This is a genomic window from Microbacterium sp. 2216-1 (assembly GCF_046507855.1).
Classification (GTDB): Bacteria; Actinomycetota; Actinomycetes; order Actinomycetales; family Microbacteriaceae; genus Microbacterium; species Microbacterium esteraromaticum_C.
The window spans coordinates 959,991-979,154 of the sequence record NZ_JBKFTM010000001.1; the positions used below are offsets into that span (position 1 = coordinate 959,991).

The 19,164-nt window shown below is 68.5% G+C and carries 17 protein-coding genes; 9 read left to right on the top strand and 8 right to left on the bottom strand.

Annotation, left to right across the window (positions count from 1 at the left end; genetic code table 11):
* Window positions 1–38: 38 nt before the first annotated feature.
* From ACLD0U_RS04360 to ACLD0U_RS04370, 3 genes are all read left to right on the top strand, one after another.
* Complete coding sequence (locus tag ACLD0U_RS04360) at window positions 39–1,352, top strand: M50 family metallopeptidase (protein ID WP_179411150.1); 1,314 nt, start codon at window positions 39–41, stop codon at window positions 1,350–1,352.
* Window positions 1,353–1,490: 138 nt separating this feature from the next.
* A complete protein-coding gene (locus ACLD0U_RS04365) occupies window positions 1,491–1,859 on the top strand; it encodes a YciI family protein (RefSeq protein WP_179411149.1) in 369 nt (122 codons plus the stop codon).
* A complete protein-coding gene (locus ACLD0U_RS04370) occupies window positions 1,856–3,055 on the top strand; it encodes an RNA polymerase sigma factor (RefSeq protein ID WP_410339936.1) in 1,200 nt (399 codons plus the stop codon). Before ACLD0U_RS04365 ends, ACLD0U_RS04370 begins: the two co-directional genes overlap by 4 nt.
* A 1-nt stretch (window position 3,056) precedes the next feature.
* Here the strand turns inward: ACLD0U_RS04370 and ACLD0U_RS04375 are convergent, their stop codons facing one another.
* Both ACLD0U_RS04375 and ACLD0U_RS04380 read right to left on the bottom strand, forming a co-directional pair.
* The gene (locus ACLD0U_RS04375; protein ID WP_410339937.1) at window positions 3,057–4,937 is read right to left on the bottom strand and encodes a chorismate-binding protein; all 1,881 of its coding nucleotides are present in this window, start codon (window positions 4,935–4,937) and stop codon (window positions 3,057–3,059) included.
* A 169-nt stretch (window positions 4,938–5,106) separates the two neighbouring features.
* Window positions 5,107–5,745: a pyroglutamyl-peptidase I gene (locus tag ACLD0U_RS04380; protein ID WP_410339938.1), complete on the bottom strand. Its 639-nt coding sequence runs from the start codon at window positions 5,743–5,745 to the stop codon at window positions 5,107–5,109.
* A gap of 56 nt (window positions 5,746–5,801) precedes the next feature.
* Between ACLD0U_RS04380 and ispG the strand changes: the two genes are divergently transcribed.
* From ispG to ACLD0U_RS04395, 3 genes are all read left to right on the top strand, one after another.
* The gene (gene ispG / locus ACLD0U_RS04385) at window positions 5,802–6,953 is read left to right on the top strand and encodes a flavodoxin-dependent (E)-4-hydroxy-3-methylbut-2-enyl-diphosphate synthase (protein WP_179411145.1); all 1,152 of its coding nucleotides are present in this window, start codon (window positions 5,802–5,804) and stop codon (window positions 6,951–6,953) included.
* 24 nt (window positions 6,954–6,977) lie between these two features.
* Window positions 6,978–7,838, top strand: coding sequence for a hypothetical protein (locus tag ACLD0U_RS04390; RefSeq protein WP_410339939.1), 861 nt, complete (start codon window positions 6,978–6,980; stop codon window positions 7,836–7,838).
* 263 nt (window positions 7,839–8,101) lie between these two features.
* Window positions 8,102–8,821, top strand: a complete 720-nt coding sequence (locus tag ACLD0U_RS04395) for an alpha/beta fold hydrolase (RefSeq protein ID WP_410339940.1) — start codon at window positions 8,102–8,104, stop codon at window positions 8,819–8,821.
* Window positions 8,822–8,950: 129 nt separating this feature from the next.
* Here the strand turns inward: ACLD0U_RS04395 and ACLD0U_RS04400 are convergent, their stop codons facing one another.
* The 4 genes from ACLD0U_RS04400 to ACLD0U_RS04415 form a co-directional block, all read right to left on the bottom strand.
* A complete protein-coding gene (locus ACLD0U_RS04400) occupies window positions 8,951–9,310 on the bottom strand; it encodes a GntR family transcriptional regulator (protein WP_410339941.1) in 360 nt (119 codons plus the stop codon).
* Window positions 9,307–10,215 carry a hypothetical protein gene (locus ACLD0U_RS04405; RefSeq protein ID WP_410339942.1) on the bottom strand — a complete coding sequence of 303 codons (909 nt, stop codon included), beginning with the start codon at window positions 10,213–10,215 and terminating at the stop codon, window positions 9,307–9,309. Before ACLD0U_RS04405 ends, ACLD0U_RS04400 begins: the two co-directional genes overlap by 4 nt.
* 178 nt (window positions 10,216–10,393) lie before the next feature.
* Window positions 10,394–11,257 (bottom strand): phosphotransferase family protein, encoded by an 864-nt coding sequence (locus ACLD0U_RS04410; RefSeq protein WP_410339943.1) that lies wholly within the window; start codon window positions 11,255–11,257, stop codon window positions 10,394–10,396.
* Complete coding sequence (locus ACLD0U_RS04415) at window positions 11,254–12,672, bottom strand: RNB domain-containing ribonuclease (protein ID WP_410339944.1); 1,419 nt, start codon at window positions 12,670–12,672, stop codon at window positions 11,254–11,256. Before ACLD0U_RS04415 ends, ACLD0U_RS04410 begins: the two co-directional genes overlap by 4 nt.
* A gap of 103 nt (window positions 12,673–12,775) precedes the next feature.
* On the opposite strand from ACLD0U_RS04415, the gene ACLD0U_RS04420 reads away from it, so the two are divergent.
* Window positions 12,776–14,530 carry a proline--tRNA ligase gene (locus ACLD0U_RS04420; protein WP_410339945.1) on the top strand — a complete coding sequence of 585 codons (1,755 nt, stop codon included), beginning with the start codon at window positions 12,776–12,778 and terminating at the stop codon, window positions 14,528–14,530.
* A gap of 69 nt (window positions 14,531–14,599) precedes the next feature.
* Here the strand turns inward: ACLD0U_RS04420 and ACLD0U_RS04425 are convergent, their stop codons facing one another.
* Window positions 14,600–15,577: an ion transporter gene (locus tag ACLD0U_RS04425; RefSeq protein ID WP_410339946.1), complete on the bottom strand. Its 978-nt coding sequence runs from the start codon at window positions 15,575–15,577 to the stop codon at window positions 14,600–14,602.
* Between the two features lie 65 nt (window positions 15,578–15,642).
* Between ACLD0U_RS04425 and ACLD0U_RS04430 the strand changes: the two genes are divergently transcribed.
* Complete coding sequence (locus ACLD0U_RS04430; protein WP_179411137.1) at window positions 15,643–16,677, top strand: TIGR00730 family Rossman fold protein; 1,035 nt, start codon at window positions 15,643–15,645, stop codon at window positions 16,675–16,677.
* A gap of 19 nt (window positions 16,678–16,696) precedes the next feature.
* On the opposite strand, the gene ACLD0U_RS04435 is transcribed toward ACLD0U_RS04430, so the two are convergent.
* On the bottom strand, window positions 16,697–18,049 hold the full coding sequence (locus tag ACLD0U_RS04435; protein WP_410339947.1) for a flavin monoamine oxidase family protein: 1,353 nt from the start codon (window positions 18,047–18,049) through the stop codon (window positions 16,697–16,699).
* A 124-nt stretch (window positions 18,050–18,173) separates the two neighbouring features.
* Here ACLD0U_RS04435 and nusA point away from each other — a divergent pair, with 124 nt between their 5' ends.
* Complete coding sequence (nusA, locus tag ACLD0U_RS04440) at window positions 18,174–19,163, top strand: transcription termination factor NusA (RefSeq protein ID WP_179411135.1); 990 nt, start codon at window positions 18,174–18,176, stop codon at window positions 19,161–19,163.
* Window position 19,164 lies beyond the last annotated feature (1 nt).

A 19,164-nucleotide genomic window follows, 5' to 3' on the forward strand; every position in this document is an offset into this window, starting at 1 on the left:
TACAGCCGATTCCTCAGCGGTGCCAGTAGCGTGGTCGGGTGGAGATCCTGCTGTATCTGGGCGGCATCCTGTTCATGCTCGTCGGTCTCGGCGTGTCGATCGGGTTGCATGAGGTGGGCCATCTGGTGCCCGCGAAGCTGTTCGGCGTGCGCGTAGGCCAGTACATGATCGGCTTCGGGCCGCGTGTGTGGTCGAAGCGCTTCGGCGAGACCGAGTACGGGTTCAAGGCGTTGCCGCTCGGCGGTTTCATCTCGATGTCGGGCATGTACCCGCCCTCGTCGAAGACCGGACCCGCCAAGGGCGTGTTCGCCTCGCTCGTTCAGGATGCCCGATCCGCCAACGACGAGACCATCGCCGATGGCGACGAGAAACGGGTGTTCTACCGCCTCCCGGTCTGGAAGCGGATCATCGTGATGCTCGGCGGGCCCGTGATGAACCTGCTGCTGGCGATCTTCATCTTCACCCTGATGGCTTCGGGTATCGGCGTGCAGCAGGCCAGTACGACGGTCAGCTCCGTCAGCGAGTGCATGCTGCCGGCGGGGTCGACCCAGCAGGAGTGCACGCCGGCCGACCCCGCCTCTCCGGCGGCCGCGGCCGGTTTCGAGCCCGGCGACGTGCTGGTGAGTCTGGATGGGCAGTCTGTTCAGACGTTCGCCGATGCCTCGGCGATCATTCAGGCGTCCCCGAATGAGGCGATCGACGTCGTCGTCCAGCGGGACGACACCGAGGTGCTGCTGAGCCTCACGCCCGAGCCCGCCGAACGCGCGCAGCTCGACGCGAACGGGCAGGTGGTGACGGATGCCGATGGTGAGCCGGTCACCCACACCGTCGGATACGCGGGCATCACCGCGCAGCTCGAGTATGTGCAGCAGCCGATCGGTACGGGTACCGACCTGGCGATGCAGCAGGCGGGAGCCGTGACCTCGCTGATCGTGCACCTTCCCGAAAAGCTCTGGGATGTCGGCACCGCGCTGTTCACCGACCAGGAGCGCGACCCGAACGGGCCGCTGAGCGTGGTCGGCGTCGGCCGGATCGCGGGGGAGGTCGCGGCGGCGGATGCCTCGGTGCTGAACCGCCTGGTCGTGTTGATGAACCTGCTGGCGGCCCTGAACATCGCCCTGTTCGTATTCAACCTCGTGCCGTTGCTGCCGCTGGATGGCGGGCACATCGTCGTGGCGCTGTGGGATGGCATCCGACGCTTCTGGGCGAAGCTCACGCGCCGGCCGGAGCCGCGACCGGTGGACGCGACACGGCTGGTGCCGTTGACGATCGTCGTCGCGGTGTTGCTGATCGGCATGGGGGCGCTGCTGCTGATGGCGGACATCTTCAAACCGATGCGGCTGTTCGGCTGAGCCGAGGCTCGCGCCGGGGCGAACGAATCGCCGATCGATTTTTCGCATGGATGTCGAAGAACGTCTTGTCTGATCGCTGTCATCATGCGACGGTTCACACGAACTCGCCGCATCGATCCATCTGAGAGGAAGACCGCAATGAAGTACGTCCTGATGTTCACGTCCAACCCCGAACTCGACGCCGCCGTGCCGGAGGAGCGCTCGCAGGCCGACATGGAGCGCATGTACGAGTGGTTCACGACCAACGACGCGCACATCGTCGACGGCGGCGCCGCTCTGCACGGTGCGGACACGGCGACGACGGTTCGCGCCGATCGAGGAGCGCCGGTCGTGATCGACGGCCCGTTCTCGGAGGCGAAAGAGGTGATCGGCGGGTTCTCGATCATCGACGTGCCCGATCTTGACGCCGCCATCGCGCTGGCGCGCACCTGGCCGTCGCTGGACCTCCCCGGCAACGCCGTGGAGATCCGCGCGATGTACGACGACGAGGAGCTGTTCGGCCAGTGACCGCATCCGATGCGGTGCTCGGCGCCGTGGTGCGTGAGGAGACCGGGCGGATCGTCGCCGCGCTCACCCGGGCGTTCGGTCGTTTCGACATCGCAGAGGAGGCGGTGGCCGCAGCGATCGAAGAGGCGCTGCGCGACTGGCGGCGCGGGGGAGTACCCCCGCGTCCCGGTGCCTGGCTGATGACGGCGGCACGGCACAACGCTCTCGACGCGGTGCGTCGCGATGCGCGGCTCCGGGACAGGCTGGCGCTCCTTGAGCGCGAGCCCGTCCCGGCCGTCGCCGGTCCCGACGAGCGACTTGCACTGATCTTCGGATGCTGTCACCCGGCGCTGTCGCCCGAGGCGCAGCTGGCGCTCATGCTGCGGGCCGTGGTCGGGATGACCACGGCCCAGATCGCCCGGGCCATGCGGGAGCCTACGGCGACGGTGGGGCAGCGCATCTCGCGCGCGAAGCGCAAGATCGCCACGTCCGGCATCCCGCTGCGGGTGCCGGTCGGTGCCGACCGCGCCGCTCGGCTCGACCTGGTGCTCACCGCGATCTCGGTGATGTACGACGCGGCGCACTTGCGGGACGGCGCGGACGCCGCCACCGACCGCGACGTCGCCGAGGACGCGCTCTGGCTCGCCGCCGTCGTCGCGTATCAGTCCGCAGCGGCCGAGGCATACGGGCTGCAGGCGCTGCTGCTGTTCCATCGTGCCCGCGATGCCGCGCGCACCGCCGGGGGCGAACTGGTGCCCCTGCCGGCGCAGGAGCGCCGGCTGTGGGACGACGCGCTCATTCGACGGGCGCGCGACGTGCTTGAGCAGGCGGCGAGGCTACGTGACCCCGGTCGATGGCAACTGCACGCCGCGATCGCGGCCTGCCACGCGGATGCCACCGAAGCGGCGGCGACGGACTGGCCGCAGATCCTGGTGCTGTACGACATGCTGCTGACGTTCGACCGATCGCCGATCGTGCGGCTGAACCGTGTGGTCGCGCTCGCCGAGGTGGCCGGCGCGGAGGCCGCACTGCGTGAAACCGAGGCGTTGGCCGATGAACTTCGGGAGGACCGCCTCTGGCACGCTGTGCGCGCCGCGTTGCTGCGACGCATCGGAGACGTCGCCGCAGCGGACGTGTCCGATCGCGCGGCCCTCGCCCTCGCCGACAACGAGGCGGAGCGGCGATTGCTGCGCAGTCGGGTGGCTGGGCCTGCGTGACTCAGGCCAGCGTGTGGGCGACCAGGCGCTCGAGCGTCGCGATGCCGTCGCGAGACAGGATCGACTCCAGGTGCCCCTGGATCGATGCGAAGCGATCGCCGCGGAGCGCATGCACATCGCCGGTGTCGGTCTCGGCAGAGATCTCTGCATCGCCGACGCGCGTCGTTCCCGGAGCCACGCGTGCGGTGAAGGTGTTGTAGAAGCCGATCGACGCGTCGTGCTCGAACACCGGCACCGTCTTCTGCACGCCCTGGTGCGGGGCATCCAGTGGAGCCAGGCCGATACCGAGGCTGTCGGCGAGGATCTGATGGCTCAAGCAGACGGCCAGCAGGGGCGCTCCGGTCGCGCGGCGTCGAGCGACGACCTCACGCATCCGGGCGATGCGCGGCGATGCGGTGTCGCGCGGGTCTCCGGGTCCAGGGCCGGCGACGACGAGGTCCGCAGCATCCACGGCATCATCGGTCACGGCGTCCCACGCGGCGATCTCGACGTCGAGGCCGAGGTGGCGCAACTGGTGCGCCAGCATCGTGGTGAACCGGTCCTCGGCATCCACGACGAGTGCGCGCCGCCCGTCGAAGTGGTGCGACACGTGGGAGTCCTGCGGCTGGATCCAGAAATCGGCGAGGCGCGTGTTGCGCGAAGCCAGCAGCGCCGCGATCTCGGGATCGTCGGCGAGCGAGGCGCCACCGGGGGCGTCATCGTCGCGCGTCTCGGCGGCGACGTCTCGGTCGATCGCCCCGATCGCGCCGAGCACGCCGGCGGCCTTGCCGTGGGTCTCGCCGACCTCGCCGAGAGGGTCGGAGTGCCGCACGAGCGTGGCGCCCACGGGCACGCGCACGTGACCCTGGTCGATGTACAGGGTGCGGATCAGGATCGGGGCGTCCAGGTCGTGCCCGCCGTCGGCATTGGGTGAGAACAGGGCGGCGACGCCGGAGTAGTATCCGCGGGGCGTCCGCTCGTGGCGTCCGATCACGGCGCAGGCGTTCTGCATGGGTGAGCCGGTGACGGTCGGGGCGAACATCGTCTCGCGCAGGATGTCGCGCGGGTCGAGGCGGCTGCGGCCGCGCAGCATGTACTCGGTGTGGGTGAGGCGCGACATCTCTTTCAGATGTGGGCCGGTGATGCGTCCACCGTCCGAACACACCTGGCTCATCATCTTGAGCTCCTCGTCGACCACCATGAACAGTTCTTCGGTCTCCTTCGTGGAGGACAGGAACTCGATCAGTGAGGCCCGGGTCGCGCCACCGGCCGGGTGACGGAACGTCCCCGAGATCGGGTTCATGGTGACGATGCCGTCCTGCGCGACGACATGGGCCTCGGGACTGGCGCCGACCGCGATGTGCCCCGGCGTGACGACGGCGAAGGTCCAGTACGCCCCGCGTTCGTGCTGCAGCAGGGCGCGGAACCAGGTGAGCGCGGCGGTGCGGTCGTCGACATCGAAGCCTGCGCGATAGTCACGGCGGATGACGAAGTTGGCCCCCTCGCCGCGGCCGATCTCTTCGGCGATCACGCGTTCCACGATCTGCCCGTACTCGTCGTCGGAGATGTCGAACCCGCCATCGCGCAGTGCGATGGCATCCGTCGGCAGTGATGCCATCAGCTCGGCGACGTCGAGGCGGTCGTGCGCGTCGACGAGCAGGCAGCGCAGCGGCGTGCCGTCGTCCTGCGCATCGAAACCGCGCTCGCGCACTTGGCGGTACGGCACCATGGCGAACACCTCGCGCGGCCCCTCCGGCCCGTCGAGCGGGATGTCGGCGAGGGCATCGACGTCGATGACGTCACCGGTGAGCAGCTCGGCGCCGCCGTCACGGGCGATCAGCACGAACGAAGCGTGCGGATCAGCGGCGAGGTCCCGGATGCGGTCGGGCGCGGCAGAGGTCATCGATGTCTCCTGATTTCGAGCATCCGGCACGGAAAGACGAAGACCGCCCCGGAAGGCGGTCTGGTTCTGGGTTCGCGAACACACCGCCTAACAGGCGGGCCACCAGGTGCGGTTCACGGACATGCGCCGAAATTACCACATCCGCGCTCGGCGGCTCGGCGCGATGACGTCACCAGACGGTGCCGCCGACGGCGCGCTGCTCCGTTTCGAAGACCTGATCGAGGACGATGCGGATGCCACGGGCGATGTCGCTCTCAGACAGATGCGGCGCCCCCTCGGGTGCCGTGGGCGTCGACCAGGGCACGTGCACGAAGCCGACCGGGACGGTTCCGGCCGCGGCGCGTTCTGCGGCGGCGAGAGCCGTGTACAGCACGTGGTTGCAGACGAACGAGCCCGCTGTCAGCGAGGCGTGGGCGGGGATACCCCCGTCGCTCAGCGCCTGCACGATGCGCTTGACGGGAAGGGTTGCGAAGCGCGCGGCCGGTCCGCCGGGCTCGCAGGCCTCGTCGGTGGGCTGGTGCCCGTCGTTGTCGGCGATCCGGGCATCCATCAGATTCACCCCGATGCGCTCCACGGCGATGCGGGCGCTGCCGCCGGCGAGCCCGGTCGCGACGACGGCGTCGGGGCGGTGCGCATCGATGAGCCGGCCGAGCTCGGCTGCAGAGCCGGCGAAAGAGACGGGAAGCGTCGCGGTGACGAGTTCGTGCGGTCCGTCGTACGCGGCGGCAACGCGGTTCACGGCTTCTGCCGAGGGATTGCGCGAGTCACCCCCGAAGGGCTCGAAGCCGGTGAGCAGGATCGTGGACACCCGCACATCCTACGGACTTCCAGCCGGGGCCGATCCGACCGGGGTAGCCTGGAGTCGTGCCCGCAGTGAATCTTGGGATGCCGCGCGTCCCCGAAGTCCTCGCCCCTCGTCGCAAGTCCCGTCAGATCCGGGTCGGCAAGGTGCTCGTCGGCGGCGATGCACCGGTCAGCGTGCAATCGATGACCACGACGAAGACCACCGACATCAACGGCACTCTGCAGCAGATCGCCGAGTTGACGGCATCCGGCTGCGAGATCGTGCGCGTCGCCGTCCCCAGCCAGGACGACGCCGATGTGCTGCACATCATCGCGAAGAAGAGTCAGATCCCCGTGATCGCCGACATCCACTTCCAGCCGAAGTACGTCTTCCAGGCCATTGACGCCGGCTGCGGCGCGGTGCGCGTCAACCCGGGCAACATCCGCAAGTTCGACGATCAGGTGGGAGCGATCGCCGCTGCGGCGAAGGCCGCGGGTGTGTCACTGCGCATCGGCGTGAACGCGGGCTCGCTCGACCCCCGTCTGCTGCAGAAGTACGGCAAGGCGACCGCCGAGGCACTCGTCGAGAGCGCTGTCTGGGAGGCCTCGCTGTTCGAGGAGCACGACTTCCACGACTTCAAGATCTCGGTCAAGCACAACGACCCGATCGTCATGGTCAAGGCCTACCGTCAGCTCGCTGAGCGTGGTGACTGGCCGCTGCACTTGGGTGTCACCGAGGCAGGCCCCGCCTTCCAGGGCACGATCAAGAGCGCCACGGCATTCGGCATCCTGCTCAGCGAGGGCATCGGCGACACCATCCGCGTGTCGCTGTCGGCTCCGCCGGCCGAAGAGGTCAAGGTCGGTCACCAGATCTTGCAGTCGCTGAACCTGCGCGAGCGCACGCTCGAGATCGTGTCGTGCCCGTCGTGCGGCCGCGCTCAGGTCGACGTGTACTCGCTCGCCGACAGTGTGACCGAGGGACTCAAGGACATGACCGTGCCGCTGCGCGTCGCCGTCATGGGCTGTGTCGTCAATGGCCCGGGCGAGGCCCGCGAGGCCGACCTCGGTGTCGCCTCCGGCAACGGCAAGGGACAGATCTTCGTCAAGGGCGAGGTCATCAAGACGGTGCCCGAGGAAGACATCGTGCAGACGCTGATCGAGGAGGCGAACCGCATCGCCGCCGAGATGGGCGTCGACGCGCCGATCGGTACCGCTCAGGTGATCACCGGCTGAGCCCGGTTCGCGTAGCGTGGGCGTATGCAGTCCACGCGCGTGTCGTTCTCTGACGGTTCCACGACGGGCGAGGGTGAGGTGCTCCTGATCGATCGGGAGGCCTCTATCGTCGTCGTCGATGCCACTCCGTTCCACCCGGTCGATCACACCTGGCCCGACCAGCCCGGCGACAGCGGGACCATCCGCGCCGGCGACGTCACGCTCGCCGTCGGCGAAGCAGTCATGGCCGCCGTCAGCGATGACGGAGCGTTGGCCGTGGGCTCGGACATCCCCGTCAAGCGCGGTGGTGAGGGGTGGACGTGGCTGGTGGGGCACCGTATCGAGGGCGAGATCCCCGCGGAGGTCACCGTCGGCGCTGCCGCCGTGCTGGAGGCGGATGCTGACCGCCGGGCCGCTCTGAGCCGTGGCCACTCGGCATGCCACCTCGCGTCGCTCGCACTGGACGCCGCACTGGCTGATCTGTGGCGCAAGGAGATCGGCACCGACCCGCTGGGCAATCCCGACTTCGAGGGGCGGGCGAACCAGTCCAGCCGCATCGTCGAGGACGGCAGCGTCGACGAGTACCGGCTGGGCAAGAGCCTGCGCAAGGCGGGGTTCGACTCGGAGGGCTTCGCGGCGACACTGGCCGAACGTCAGGCGCGCATCAATGAGCAGCTGGCGACGTGGGTGGCATCCGATGCCGAGAGCCGGGTCGACACCGAAGGTGAGACGATCATCGATCGTCGGGCATGGCGCTGCGCGCTGCCCGAGGGCGAGGTCGGCTTCCCCTGCGGTGGTACGCATGTGCACGCGCTGTCGGAGCTCGGCGCGGTCAGCGTGACCCTCGACCTGTCGGACCCGCAGCTGCTGGTGATGACCACGCGCGTCACACCGCCGCGCGACTGATCGCGCGCCTTCGGAGGTGCACAGCGTCGGAGATCTGCACAATCTCGGAGACCCGGACAGAACTCGTCCGATCCTGCGCAGATCTCCGCGGAACTGCAGTGCGCCGCAGGAGGGGTGGACAAGACGTTCATAACTCCGGAAAAACGGGCAGTACGCGGGCGGTTGGGCCCCTTTTCCCGCCGCTTCTCGCCAGATCTCCGGAGTTACGTGCGCTGACGCGCCGGCATCAGGAGCGTCCTGACCGGGTCTGCTTGACTGTCGGAATGCTCTTGAACGCCATCGAGGCCGGTGCCGGCGATCGGGTCGTGCTGCTCCTGCACGGCATGATGGGGTCGGCCGAGAGCTGGTGGCGGGTCATGTCGCCGTTGGCCGCGAACGGGAACCGGGTCATCGCGGTCGATCTGCCGGGCCACGGGCTGTCGCCCCGCGATGAGCGCTGCACGGTGGCATCCGCCGCCGACGACGTCGTCGAGACCCTTGTGTCGCGTGCGCCGGGCGCGTCGGTTCGGGGGATTGGCCACTCGTACGGCGGTACCGTTCTCGCCGCCGTCGCCGAGCGGATGCCGGTGACAGTCGCCGCGTATGTCGACACGGCCTGTGCCTTCACCGGTGGTGCTGATCAGCGCGCGCTGGCCGCCGAGTACGAGGTCGATCGTCGCAGACGGACGGACCCGGCCTGGTTGCGTCGTACCCGCCCGTTCTACAGCGCGACGGATGCGGTCGTCGAGTCGCGCGCGGCCGAACGTTTCGATCCGATGACGGCGGCGTCGATCTCTGCAGGCGGCGACGTCGCGCATGAGCTCGAACCAGGATCGATACTCGTACGCGCGAGGCCGAGCGGCTTCGTCTCCGATAAGGACGCGGCGCAGGCCGCGTCGCGCGGCGTCCTCGTGCGCGACATCGCTGACGCGGCACACTCCGTCTGGTACAGCCACTTCGACGAGTTCTGCGCGGCGTTGCCCGAGTTCTTCGGCGGGAACTGAGCGCATCCGCCGCGAACCGGCTGCGCACCTTCGGGAATCTGCTCAGTCTCGGAGACCCGGACAGATCCCGTCCGAGCCTGCGCAGATCTCCGAGGAACTGCAGCGGGCGACGGGATGCAGACGGCCCGATCACCGATCCGACATCCACATCGCGCGTAGTGCGCGCTGGGTGTCCTCGTATGTGAGCCCGTCGTGTTTCGCCGCGACGATCAAGGAACGCGCAGCCCGGGCGACGCTCCGGGAGACAGCCGATGCCTGTGGGCTGACGCGAGTGCCCGCCCCCGTGCGTGAGACGACGAGCTCGTCTTCTTCGAGTCGCCTGTACGCCTTTGCGATGGTCCCGGGGGCCACACCGAGATCGGCTGCCAAGCGGCGTACAGAGGGCAACCGTTCGTCGGCGGCGAGGCCGCCGGTGGTGATCAGCCCCCTCAGCTGGTCGTACACCTGTTCGGCCGGCGTGCCGCCTGAGGTCGAGATGGTGATTCTCATGGCCTGAGTGTCCGATGATGGGCGCTGGCACGCCGTTCGGCCGTGGGCATGCCGGTGAGCGCGATGACGACCCACATCGCGAGTCCCGCGACGCGCGCGATCTCACCGGACCACCACAGCAATGTACCGATCGCCGCGAATGATGCACCGACACGGACCGTGCCGAGATCATCGGACGAGAATACGCCCCCCAGCTCTGACGTCGCAGCGAGTGATGACAAGACGACGCCAAGATGTACGAGCAGCGCGCCGCACGCAGCGCGCCCGATGTTGGATGCCTGCAGACGTCGGAACGCGGTGTCCCGTTCGACGTCACCGTCCCAGGCTCGACGAGGAATCCACCACCACGCGAAGATCGTGAGCGCGACCAGCGCCGTGAGCAGCAAGAGCGAGGGCAACGAGTAGTACCAGCCGTAGATTGTCGTGCCGACCGATCCCGCGGTACCCACGGTGACCTCGTACATCGTTCGATAGCCCTCGTGGTCAGAGACCGAAGCGGCGCCTGCTGCCCACGTGAGAGCGACGATCACCAGCACCAAACCCGCGAGGGTGATGATCCAAGCCAGTGAGGTGAACGTGCGCATCGTGCGCGGCGCGAGGCTGGCGGTCGCGGCTGGGCGAGGCGTACTGGGCCGGATCAGCAGAAGCGCAATCGCTCCGATGCCGAGGGTGATGGGCAGCGCCGCGCGCATTCCGAGATCGAATCCGATCGGACCCCACGGCATGAGGTGCGCTACACGCAGGGAACCGATCACGAGAATGGGCACACCGCCGGCGATCGCACAGAAGACGCCGATCACGCCCAGCTGGCGGGGAATGACCCGCCGGGCGCTCAGATGGATCGCGAGGCCGACCATCGCCGCCAAGACGAGCGGCCCCCAGAGCAACACCCACATCATGACCATCGCGTCGCCTCTCCTGTCGGGCTGTCGTGGCCCACAATGTACCGATGAGTTGATACAAAGGCAACACGTACACAACTCCGGAAAAACTCGCAGTACGCGGGCGGTTAGGTCCCTTTTCCCGCCGCTTCTCGCCAGATTTCCGGAGTCACGTGCGCAGACGCGCCGGTTCCGGTTGAGTTCAGAACGCCCGTAGGGCCTCTGCCAGCATCCGATGCCCCTGCGCCTCGAATCGCTCCTCGCCTACGTGATGTGCCCAGCACGCGGTGCCAACGGCTTCGCGCAGCGCACTGATGCGTGAGCGATCCGGCTCTCGCGGATCTGGCCCGTACGCTTCGAAGAACGCGGACTCCAGATCAGGGCGCCCGCGCCACTGCTGCGCGGCAAGACGCAGGAGGTCCGTCGATGGCGGACGGAACGCGAAGCGTCCGAAGTCGATCACCCGAACGACAGCGTCGTGGATCAGCCAGTTGCGTGGCTGCCAATCGCCGTGGGTCGGCACGACCTCGACCGGCGGCGCCGGATCATCGGCGAGGATGCCGCGCGCCCGCGTGGCGATGGCCGGAGTCACCCGGTGCTCTCCGTCGAGCCACTGGATCGCCCGGGCGTTCGCGCGTGCCTCGTGCTCTGCATCCATGCGGCGGTCTTGACTATGCAGACGCCGCAACAGCGCCCCGGCCTGCGTATATGTGCCGGTTTCCCCCTCCGCATTGGTCGCCTCCACGAGCGCACCGGGCAGGAATTCGAACAGCATCACGCGTTCGTCGGAGTCGGCATCGATCAGGCGTGCGCTGTGCTGTGTGGACACGAGGTCGTGCGTCCATCGTGTGTGCGCGGCGATCTCCCGGGCGATGTGATGATTCGTCACATCGCCCGCTTTCACGACCGCATCAATCGTCTCGCCGCCCAGCGAGCCGCGAACATGCAGCACAATCGACGCGACCAGGTGCCACGACATGTCTCGCACGATCACGGCGTCCGGCATCCGCTGTTGTACCCAAGCGGCCTGCGGGACCGACAACCGGTCGCTCAGCAGCGCGTTCACGCGGCGAACTCGACGGTGCCGGCGGCGATGTCGGTACCGGTGAGCCGCAGGCGCACCGTCTCGCCGGGCCGCGTGCCGGGCGGAACGGGTGCGGTCGCGGTCACGGCGGGGTCGGCGATCTGAACGGCGGCGCGGTTCTCGCCGCGCAGTTCGATCACGGTCGCCTCCACGGGCTGCCCGATCAACGGATGCAACAGAGCCGCTTCGACGCGGTTCACCGTGTCGGCGTTCAGCCGCGAAGCGCGTTGCCCGGACTGCTGCATGAGGCCAGGGAGCTCCGACAGCGAGTCCCGGGCCCAGCTCGGTGCGGGAGCCCCGTTCGAGACGGCCAGGCAGATCGCGAGCGCCCACCGATCGACCAATCGGCGCAGGGGAGCGGTCGCGTGCGCGTAGGGCGCGGCGATCGCGGCCTGCTCGATATCGGTCGGCACCTGTCCGTCGAAGACGACGTAGCCCGCACCGCGGAACAACGACGCCGCGGCCTCCAGCACAGGGAGGGTCAGCGGATCCGAGCGGTCGAGCTCCCGCAGGTAGTCGCCGTAGCGTCCCTGTCGCCACGGACGCCCCAGGGCCTCGGTCTGCAAGCGGAATCGCTCGAACGCCTGCTCATCGGGCGCTGGCATGGTGCGCAGCACACCCACTTTCGCATCGAGCATCCGCTCGGCCGCCGCCATGCCCGTCATGAGTGACAGCTGCGCGTTCCACTCCTCGACGGGCAGTGGCTCGCGCCGTTCGATGTCGTAGCGCCCATCCGGGCGCTGCACGACTTCGTCGTCGGGCAGGTTCAGGCTCGCCCCGCCGCGGTCCTGTTCTTGAGCGAGTCGCGCGGCGCCGATCCGGGGGAGCAGCGCGAGCGGGCCGGGGTCGCCGGCATCCAGCATCCGTTGCGCCGATGTGTAGTCCAACTGCTCCCGCGAACGGATCAGCGCGCGTTCCACCCGATGCGATGACACGATTCCCGCGTCGTCCAGCGCGAACGTCCACACCAGAGCGGGGCGTTTCTGCCCGGCGAGCAGAGAGGCGCGGTCCTCGGACAGCACCCGCGGATGCAAGGGGATGGCCCCGTCGGCGAGATACAGGGTCTGTCCGCGGCGGCGTGCCTCGGCATCCATCGCGCCACCCGGCTCGACGAACGCCGGCACGTCGGCGATCGCGTACCGCACCTGGTATCCGCTGCCACGCGCTTCCAGGTGGAAGGCCTGATCGAGGTCGCGGGATCCCACCGGGTCGAGGGTGACGAAGGGCACGTCGCGCAGGTCGAGGTCGGGTGCAGGCGCGCTCGCCGTCTCGGCTTCGGCCAGCACCTCCGGTGAGAACTCCGTCGGCGCGTCGATGTCGGTGCGGAGATCGGCCAGGGCGGCGGCCAACTCGCTCTGCGCGGCGGATGGGGCGACGTGGGATCGGCGCTGCGGCATGCCACCCACCCTACGCATCCGCGTACATGTCGCCGTCAGTGCGGTGGTGTTGCGCGCGAAACGTGGGCGCTCACCGCGGCGGGCGCTCAACTAGGATCGACCCGTGGTCACTCGTCTTTCGAACTTCTTCCTCCGTACGCTCCGTGAAGACCCCGCCGGCGCCGAGGTCATCAGTCACAAGCTGCTGATCCGCGCCGGGTACATCCGGCCGCAGGCAGCCGGCATCTTCGCCTGGCTGCCACTGGGCCTCCGGGTGAAGGAGCGGATCGAGCGCATCGTGCGCGAGGAGATGTCGGCCGCGGGTGCCCAGGAGGTGCACTTCCCGGCGCTCATGCCGCGCGAGCCCTACGAGCAGAGCGGCCGGTGGGGCGAGTACGGCGATCTGCTGTTCCGTCTGCAGGACCGCAAGGGCGGCGACTACCTGCTCGCGCCCACGCACGAAGAGGCGTTCACGCTGCTGGTCAAGGACCTCTACTCGTCCTACAAGGACCTGCCCCTGACGATCTACCAGATCCAGGACAAGTACCGCGACGAGGCGCGCCCCCGCGCCGGCCTGCTGCGCGGCCGCGAGTTCACGATGAAGGACGCCTACTCGTTCGACGCGTCGGACGAGGGGCTCGACGCGAGCTACGCGGCCCAGCGCGACGCCTACGAGCGGATCTTCCAGCGCCTCGGACTCGAGTACGTCATCGTGCAGGCGGATGCCGGCGCCATGGGCGGTTCGCGGAGCGAGGAGTTCCTGCACCCGACGCCCGTCGGTGAAGACACCTTCGTGCGCAGCGAGGGCGGCTACGCCGCCAACGTCGAGGCCTACACGACCACGGCCCCCGCGGCCGTCTCGTGGGATGACGCGCCCGCGGCCACGGTGTTCGACTCGCCGAACACGCCCACGATCGACACGCTCGTGGCGCACTCGAACGCCGTCCTGGACGGCGAGTACACCGCCGCTGACACGTTGAAGAACGTCGTTCTCGCGCTGACCCACCTCGACGGCACCCGCGAGGTGGTCGTCGTCGGCATGCCCGGTGACCGCGACGTCGACATGAAGCGCGCCGAGGTGGCCTTCGCGCCGGCCGAGGTCGAGCCGGCCACGGATGCCGACTTCGAGCGCCACCCGCTGCTGGTGCGCGGGTACATCGGTCCCTGGTCGCAGACCGGCGCGGTGCTCGGTGAGGAGTCGGCCACCGGCATCCGCTACGTCGTCGACCCGCGCGTCGCCGACGGAACCCGGTGGATCACCGGCGCCAACATCGATCAGAAGCACGCGCACTCGGTGGTCGCCGGGCGCGACTTCGTCGCCGACGGCACCGCCGAGGTCGCGAACGTGCGCGACGGCGACCCGGCCCCCGACGGCTCGGGCCCCGTCACCATCGCACGCGGCATGGAGATCGGACACGTGTTCCAGCTCGGGCGCAAGTACGCCGAGGCGCTGGGTCTCAAGGTGCTCGATCAGAACGGCAAGCTCGTCACCGTCACGATGGGCTCGTACGGCATCGGCGTCACGCGCATCCTCGCGATCATCGCCGAGCTCAACAACGACGATCGCGGTCTGATCTGGCCGGCGTCGGTGGCGCCGTTCGACGTGCAGGTCGTGGCCGCGGGGCGCGACCAGGTCGCCTTCGACGTGGCCGAGGACATCGCGAACCAGTTGGAGGCAGCCCGACTCGATGTGCTGTACGACGACCGCGTGAAGGTATCGCCGGGCGTGAAGTTCGGTGACGCCGAACTCGTCGGCGTGCCGAAGATCGTCATCGTCGGGCGCGGCGCCGCCGACGGCCAGGTTGAGCTCTGGGACCGCGCGAGTGGCGACCGCGAGGCGATGTCCGCGGCGGATGCCATCGCGCGCCTGACCCGCTGAATCAAGCCCACCTGCGAACCCTCGCAACGCGTTGAGCCGCCCCGGTCCCCGGGGCGGCTCAACGCGATCTCAGCGTCGTTCCTCGAGCAGCTGGCGCAGCTCGGCGCTCAGGCGCTCGGACTGCGCGAGCAGGCGTTCCAGACGCTCCCGATCGTCCTCGCTGTCCGAAGAACTGCCCCCGTCGTCTGCAGCCGCGCCGCCGGATGCTGCATGCGCGGCACCCTTCCTCACCGCGCCCGACGCCGCACCCGCGGCGACGCCGGCAGCGGCGCTCTTGCCGATATCGGAGGAGTCCTTCGCGCTGGCTGTGCCCGCGGCATCCGCCGACGTATCAGGTGCCGTCTCATCCGGTGCTTCGGAGTTCTTCTTCGACGGGCCGAGGAAGAGATTGGCGAGGTAGCCGGTGAACGTTCCGAAGATGCCGACGCCCACGATGATGATGACCACGCCGATCAGGCGGCCGGCGTTGGTCACCGGGTACTGATCGCCGTATCCGACCGTCGAGATGGTCACGAGCGTGTACCAGATGGCGTCGGAAGCCGTGTCGATGTTGGCGCCCTCCGCGCCGTCTTCGACGGCGAGGATTGCCAGGCTGCCCAACTGCAGCACCAGGATGCCCATCATCAGCAAGCTCATCAGCGTGCTGTTCGCGCGGTCGTGGATGAGGGTGCGCACGATCTCGCGCCAGCCGAGTGCCCGCAACAGCTGGTAGACGCGATGCAAGCGGAACACCCGCAGGATGTTGAACTGCGGCAGGGGAACGCTCGCGAGCAGATCAGCCCATCCGAACCGTCGGAAGAAGTAGCGACCTCGGGCCTCTGACGTGGTGAATCGATAGATGAAGTCGATCAGGAAGATGACGTTGAACAGACCGTTCATCAGCGCGAGGACCAGCTGAAGGGCTTCGTAGCCGGTGAACACGAGCACGAGTACCAGGTTCACGATCGACATCACCGAGAGGATGCCGATGAAGATCTCGTACGCGGTGCCCTTCAGCTCGCTGCTGTGCGTGCGCGGCGGGCGTTGCGTTCGCGGCTTCGGAACCATCGTGCCTCCTCGGGTGTGCGCGCGGCGCGCGCATCCCATCGTCGCAGACATGACAGGCTGTCAGCATGACCGACGCATCGCTCGACCCCGACCTTCGCGACCGGATCTCCGCCCTCCTCGACGACGCGGGAATCGTCGCCGAGCGCGGCCTCATCACGCGGATGCTGCAGACTTCGCTTCTGCTGGGCATCGAGGACATGGATCGGCTGGACCTGAAGATCGCGTCGGCGGCGCTGCGCGAGATGCACCAGGCCTTCCGGCTGTTCCGTCCGTTCGAGACGGTGCCCAAGGTCACGGTGTTCGGATCGGCCCGCACCCAGCACGACGATCCGTTGTACCTGCACGCTCGGGACGTCGCCGCGGCGCTGTCGGCCGAGGGATGGATGGTCGTCACCGGCGCCGGGCCCGGCATCATGCAGGCCGCAGCCGAAGGCGCAGGGTCGAAGATGTCGCTCGGTGTATCGATCCGTCTGCCGTTCGAGGAACGCGCGAACGCGATCGTTTCGGAGGACGCGCAGGTCGTCGCGATGAAGTACTTCTTCACGCGCAAGCTGATGCTCGTCAAGGAGTCACGGGGGTTCATCTGCCTGCCCGGGGGGTTCGGCACGATGGACGAGATGTTCGAACTGCTCACCCTGCAGCAGACGGGCAAGGCCGAGCCCACGCCGATCGTTCTGCTCGACTCGCCGGGCGGGTCGTTCTGGCAGGGGCTGAAGACCTACGTCGATGACCATCTCGTGCCGGCCGGCGTGATCTCACCCGGCGACATGGACCGGGTGCTGATCACCGACTCGGTCAGCGACGCCGTCGCGAACATCACCGGGTTCTGGCACAACTACGACTCGCTGCGGTGGGTCGGCGACCGGCTTGTGCTGCGGCTCGTGCACCCGCCGACCGATGCCGAGGTCGCCGACCTCAACGACCGTTTCGGGGACCTCTGCGAGCACGGCCGGATAGAACGCATCGAGGCGCTGGAGGTGGAGCGCGCCGATGATGACGTCATCGAGCTCCCGCGTCTGGCCCTGCACCTCGAGCAGCGTCGGGTGGGCTCGCTGTTCCGGCTGATCCGCGCGATCAACGATCTTCCGTCGGCGGGCTGAGCCGCCGGCGTCCGCTTCGTCAGCGGGCGCGCTCGCGTGCGATGACAGCGGCGGCTGCTGCTGCCGTGAGGTCGACGGGGCGTCCGAGCACGCGTTCCGCGGCGCGGTGCCCGGAATAGTAGGCGGCGCCCACGGTGGCGGGCTCCGCGCCCCACGTGGCCTCGCCGGCGAAGTGCAGGATGCCATCGACGGGGCCCGCGAGGGCGTCGTGGTCGTCGTGGCTGGAGCCCAATGCGAGGTGCGAGTACGAACCGCGTGCGTGGGGATCGAGCCCCCAGCGCGTCACCCAGTGGGCGATCGGCTGCCGCACGGCGTCACCGTAGAGGGCGCGCAGCGCCAGCAGAACATCGGCGACGATCTCGTCGTCGGTCAGCGTCTGCATGTGCCGTCCCAGGGGGCCGGCCGCGAAGGTCAGCAGGGTGGGGAGCCCGCTGATCGCCGAGACGTCGTACCACGAGTGCCAGCGTTCACCGGCTTCGCCGAGGGCGCGCAGCAGATAGCTGTCGTCGGGCCAGAACCGTTCGGGGAACTGCAGGAAGATCTTGTTGAACACCCCCATGCCCAGTCGTTCGATTGGGCCGGAGACGTCGGTCGGCAACGGGGGAGTGAACGCGATGTCCCCCGCTTTGAGTACGCCGAGCGGCACCGTGACAACAGCGGATGCCCCGGTGAAGACGCCCTGCTCGGTCGTGACCGTCACACCGTCGGCGTCACGATCCACCCGCGAGACCTCGTGCGCGAACCGGACGTCGAGTCCGGCGGCGAGGCGTGCGGGGATCTCGTCGTAGCCGCGAGGGAAGATCACCTCGTCGCCGTCGATGGCATCCTCGTCGAGCCCGTGCGCGTCAAGGTCTCCGATCCACGCGCCGCACTGCTCCTCAACACGATGACGGAAGAACTCGCGGACCTCGTCGATGCGCTCCGCGTCGAGACCGGATGCGTCGAGGGCGCGTTCGGTGACATCCAGGTAGGTATCGCCGGGGGAGGAGCGCGCGATCTCGGCGTGCAGTGCATGATCGACGGACGCAACGTCGTCGACCCAGCGGGCGCTTTCCGCGGCCGACATCGGCCGGCCCTCGCCGTCGAAGTGCATCATCGGGCGTCCGCCGGCCTGAAAACTCCCGACCGTGTACTCCAGCGTGGGGATGCGCAACGTCTGCACCAGTTCCCACAACGGTGAGTCGTCGATGCCGTGGATCCATGACGCACCGAGGTCGACCGGGAAGCCCGGCGACCGTTCGGTGAGCATCCGCCCACCCACGCGGTCGCGCGCCTCGAGCACGACGACACGCTGCCCGGCGTCGGTCAGCAGCCGTGCGCAGGTGACCCCGGCCATGCCGGCGCCGATGATGACGGTATCCACTTGCTGCATGTGGTCAGTATGCGGGCAACCGCGACATTGCGTCCAGCATCCGCATCCGCCTGGGTTTCCGCTATTCTGTTCTGATGCCCGCGGAGCGTTCTCACGCGGGGAGAGCTGAATAGGGAGGCCGCTGATGAAGATCGAACTCGCACTGCTGCGCGGAATCGAGAAGGAGAAGGCGATCCCCTTCGATGAACTCGTTTCGATCATCGAACAGGCGATCCTGACCGCCTACGGCAAGCACGTCTCTGAGGACGGCGCCGTACCCGAGGGGGTCCGCGTCGAGCTCGACCGCGTCAGCGGTGGTGTGTCGGTGCTGCAGCCGGTGCGCGACGAAGAGGGCGCGATCATCGGTGAGGAAGAGACCACCCCCGAAGACTTCGGCCGCATCGCCGCGTACGCCGCCAAGCAGGTTATCGGCCAGCGCCTGCGTGACATCGCCGACGACGCGGTGCTGGGCGAGTTCCGCGGCAAGGAGGGCGACATCGTCGCCGGTGTCATCCAGCAGGGCCCGAACCCGCGCATGATCCACGTCGACCTCGGCGCTGTCGAGGCCATCCTGCCGCCCGAGGAGCAGGTGCCCGGCGAGGAGTACACGCACGGCAAGCGCATGCGTGTGTACGTCACGAGTGTGGCGAAGGGCATGAAGGGCCCGCAGATCACCGTCTCGCGCACGCACCCGGGGCTCGTGCGCAAGCTGTTCGCACTCGAGGTTCCCGAGATCGCCGGCGGCCTCGTCGAGATCGTCTCGCTGGCCCGTGAGGCCGGCCATCGCACCAAGATCGCGGTCAAGGCGAACGACCCGTCGGTCAACGCCAAGGGCTCGTGCATCGGTGAGATGGGTCGACGCGTGCGCGCGGTGACCGAGGAGCTGGCCGGTGAGAAGATCGACATCGTCGACCACCACCCCGACCTTGCCACGTTCGTGGCCCACGCGCTCTCGCCCGCCAAGGTCACCTCGGCGTTCGTGCTGGATGCCAGCACCAAGGCCGTGCGTGCACTGGTTCCCGATTACCAGCTGTCGCTGGCGATCGGCAAGGAGGGGCAGAACGCCCGCCTCGCTGCCAAGCTGACCGGGGCGAAGATCGACATTCAGCCCGACAGCGTGATGGGTGATTCCTGAG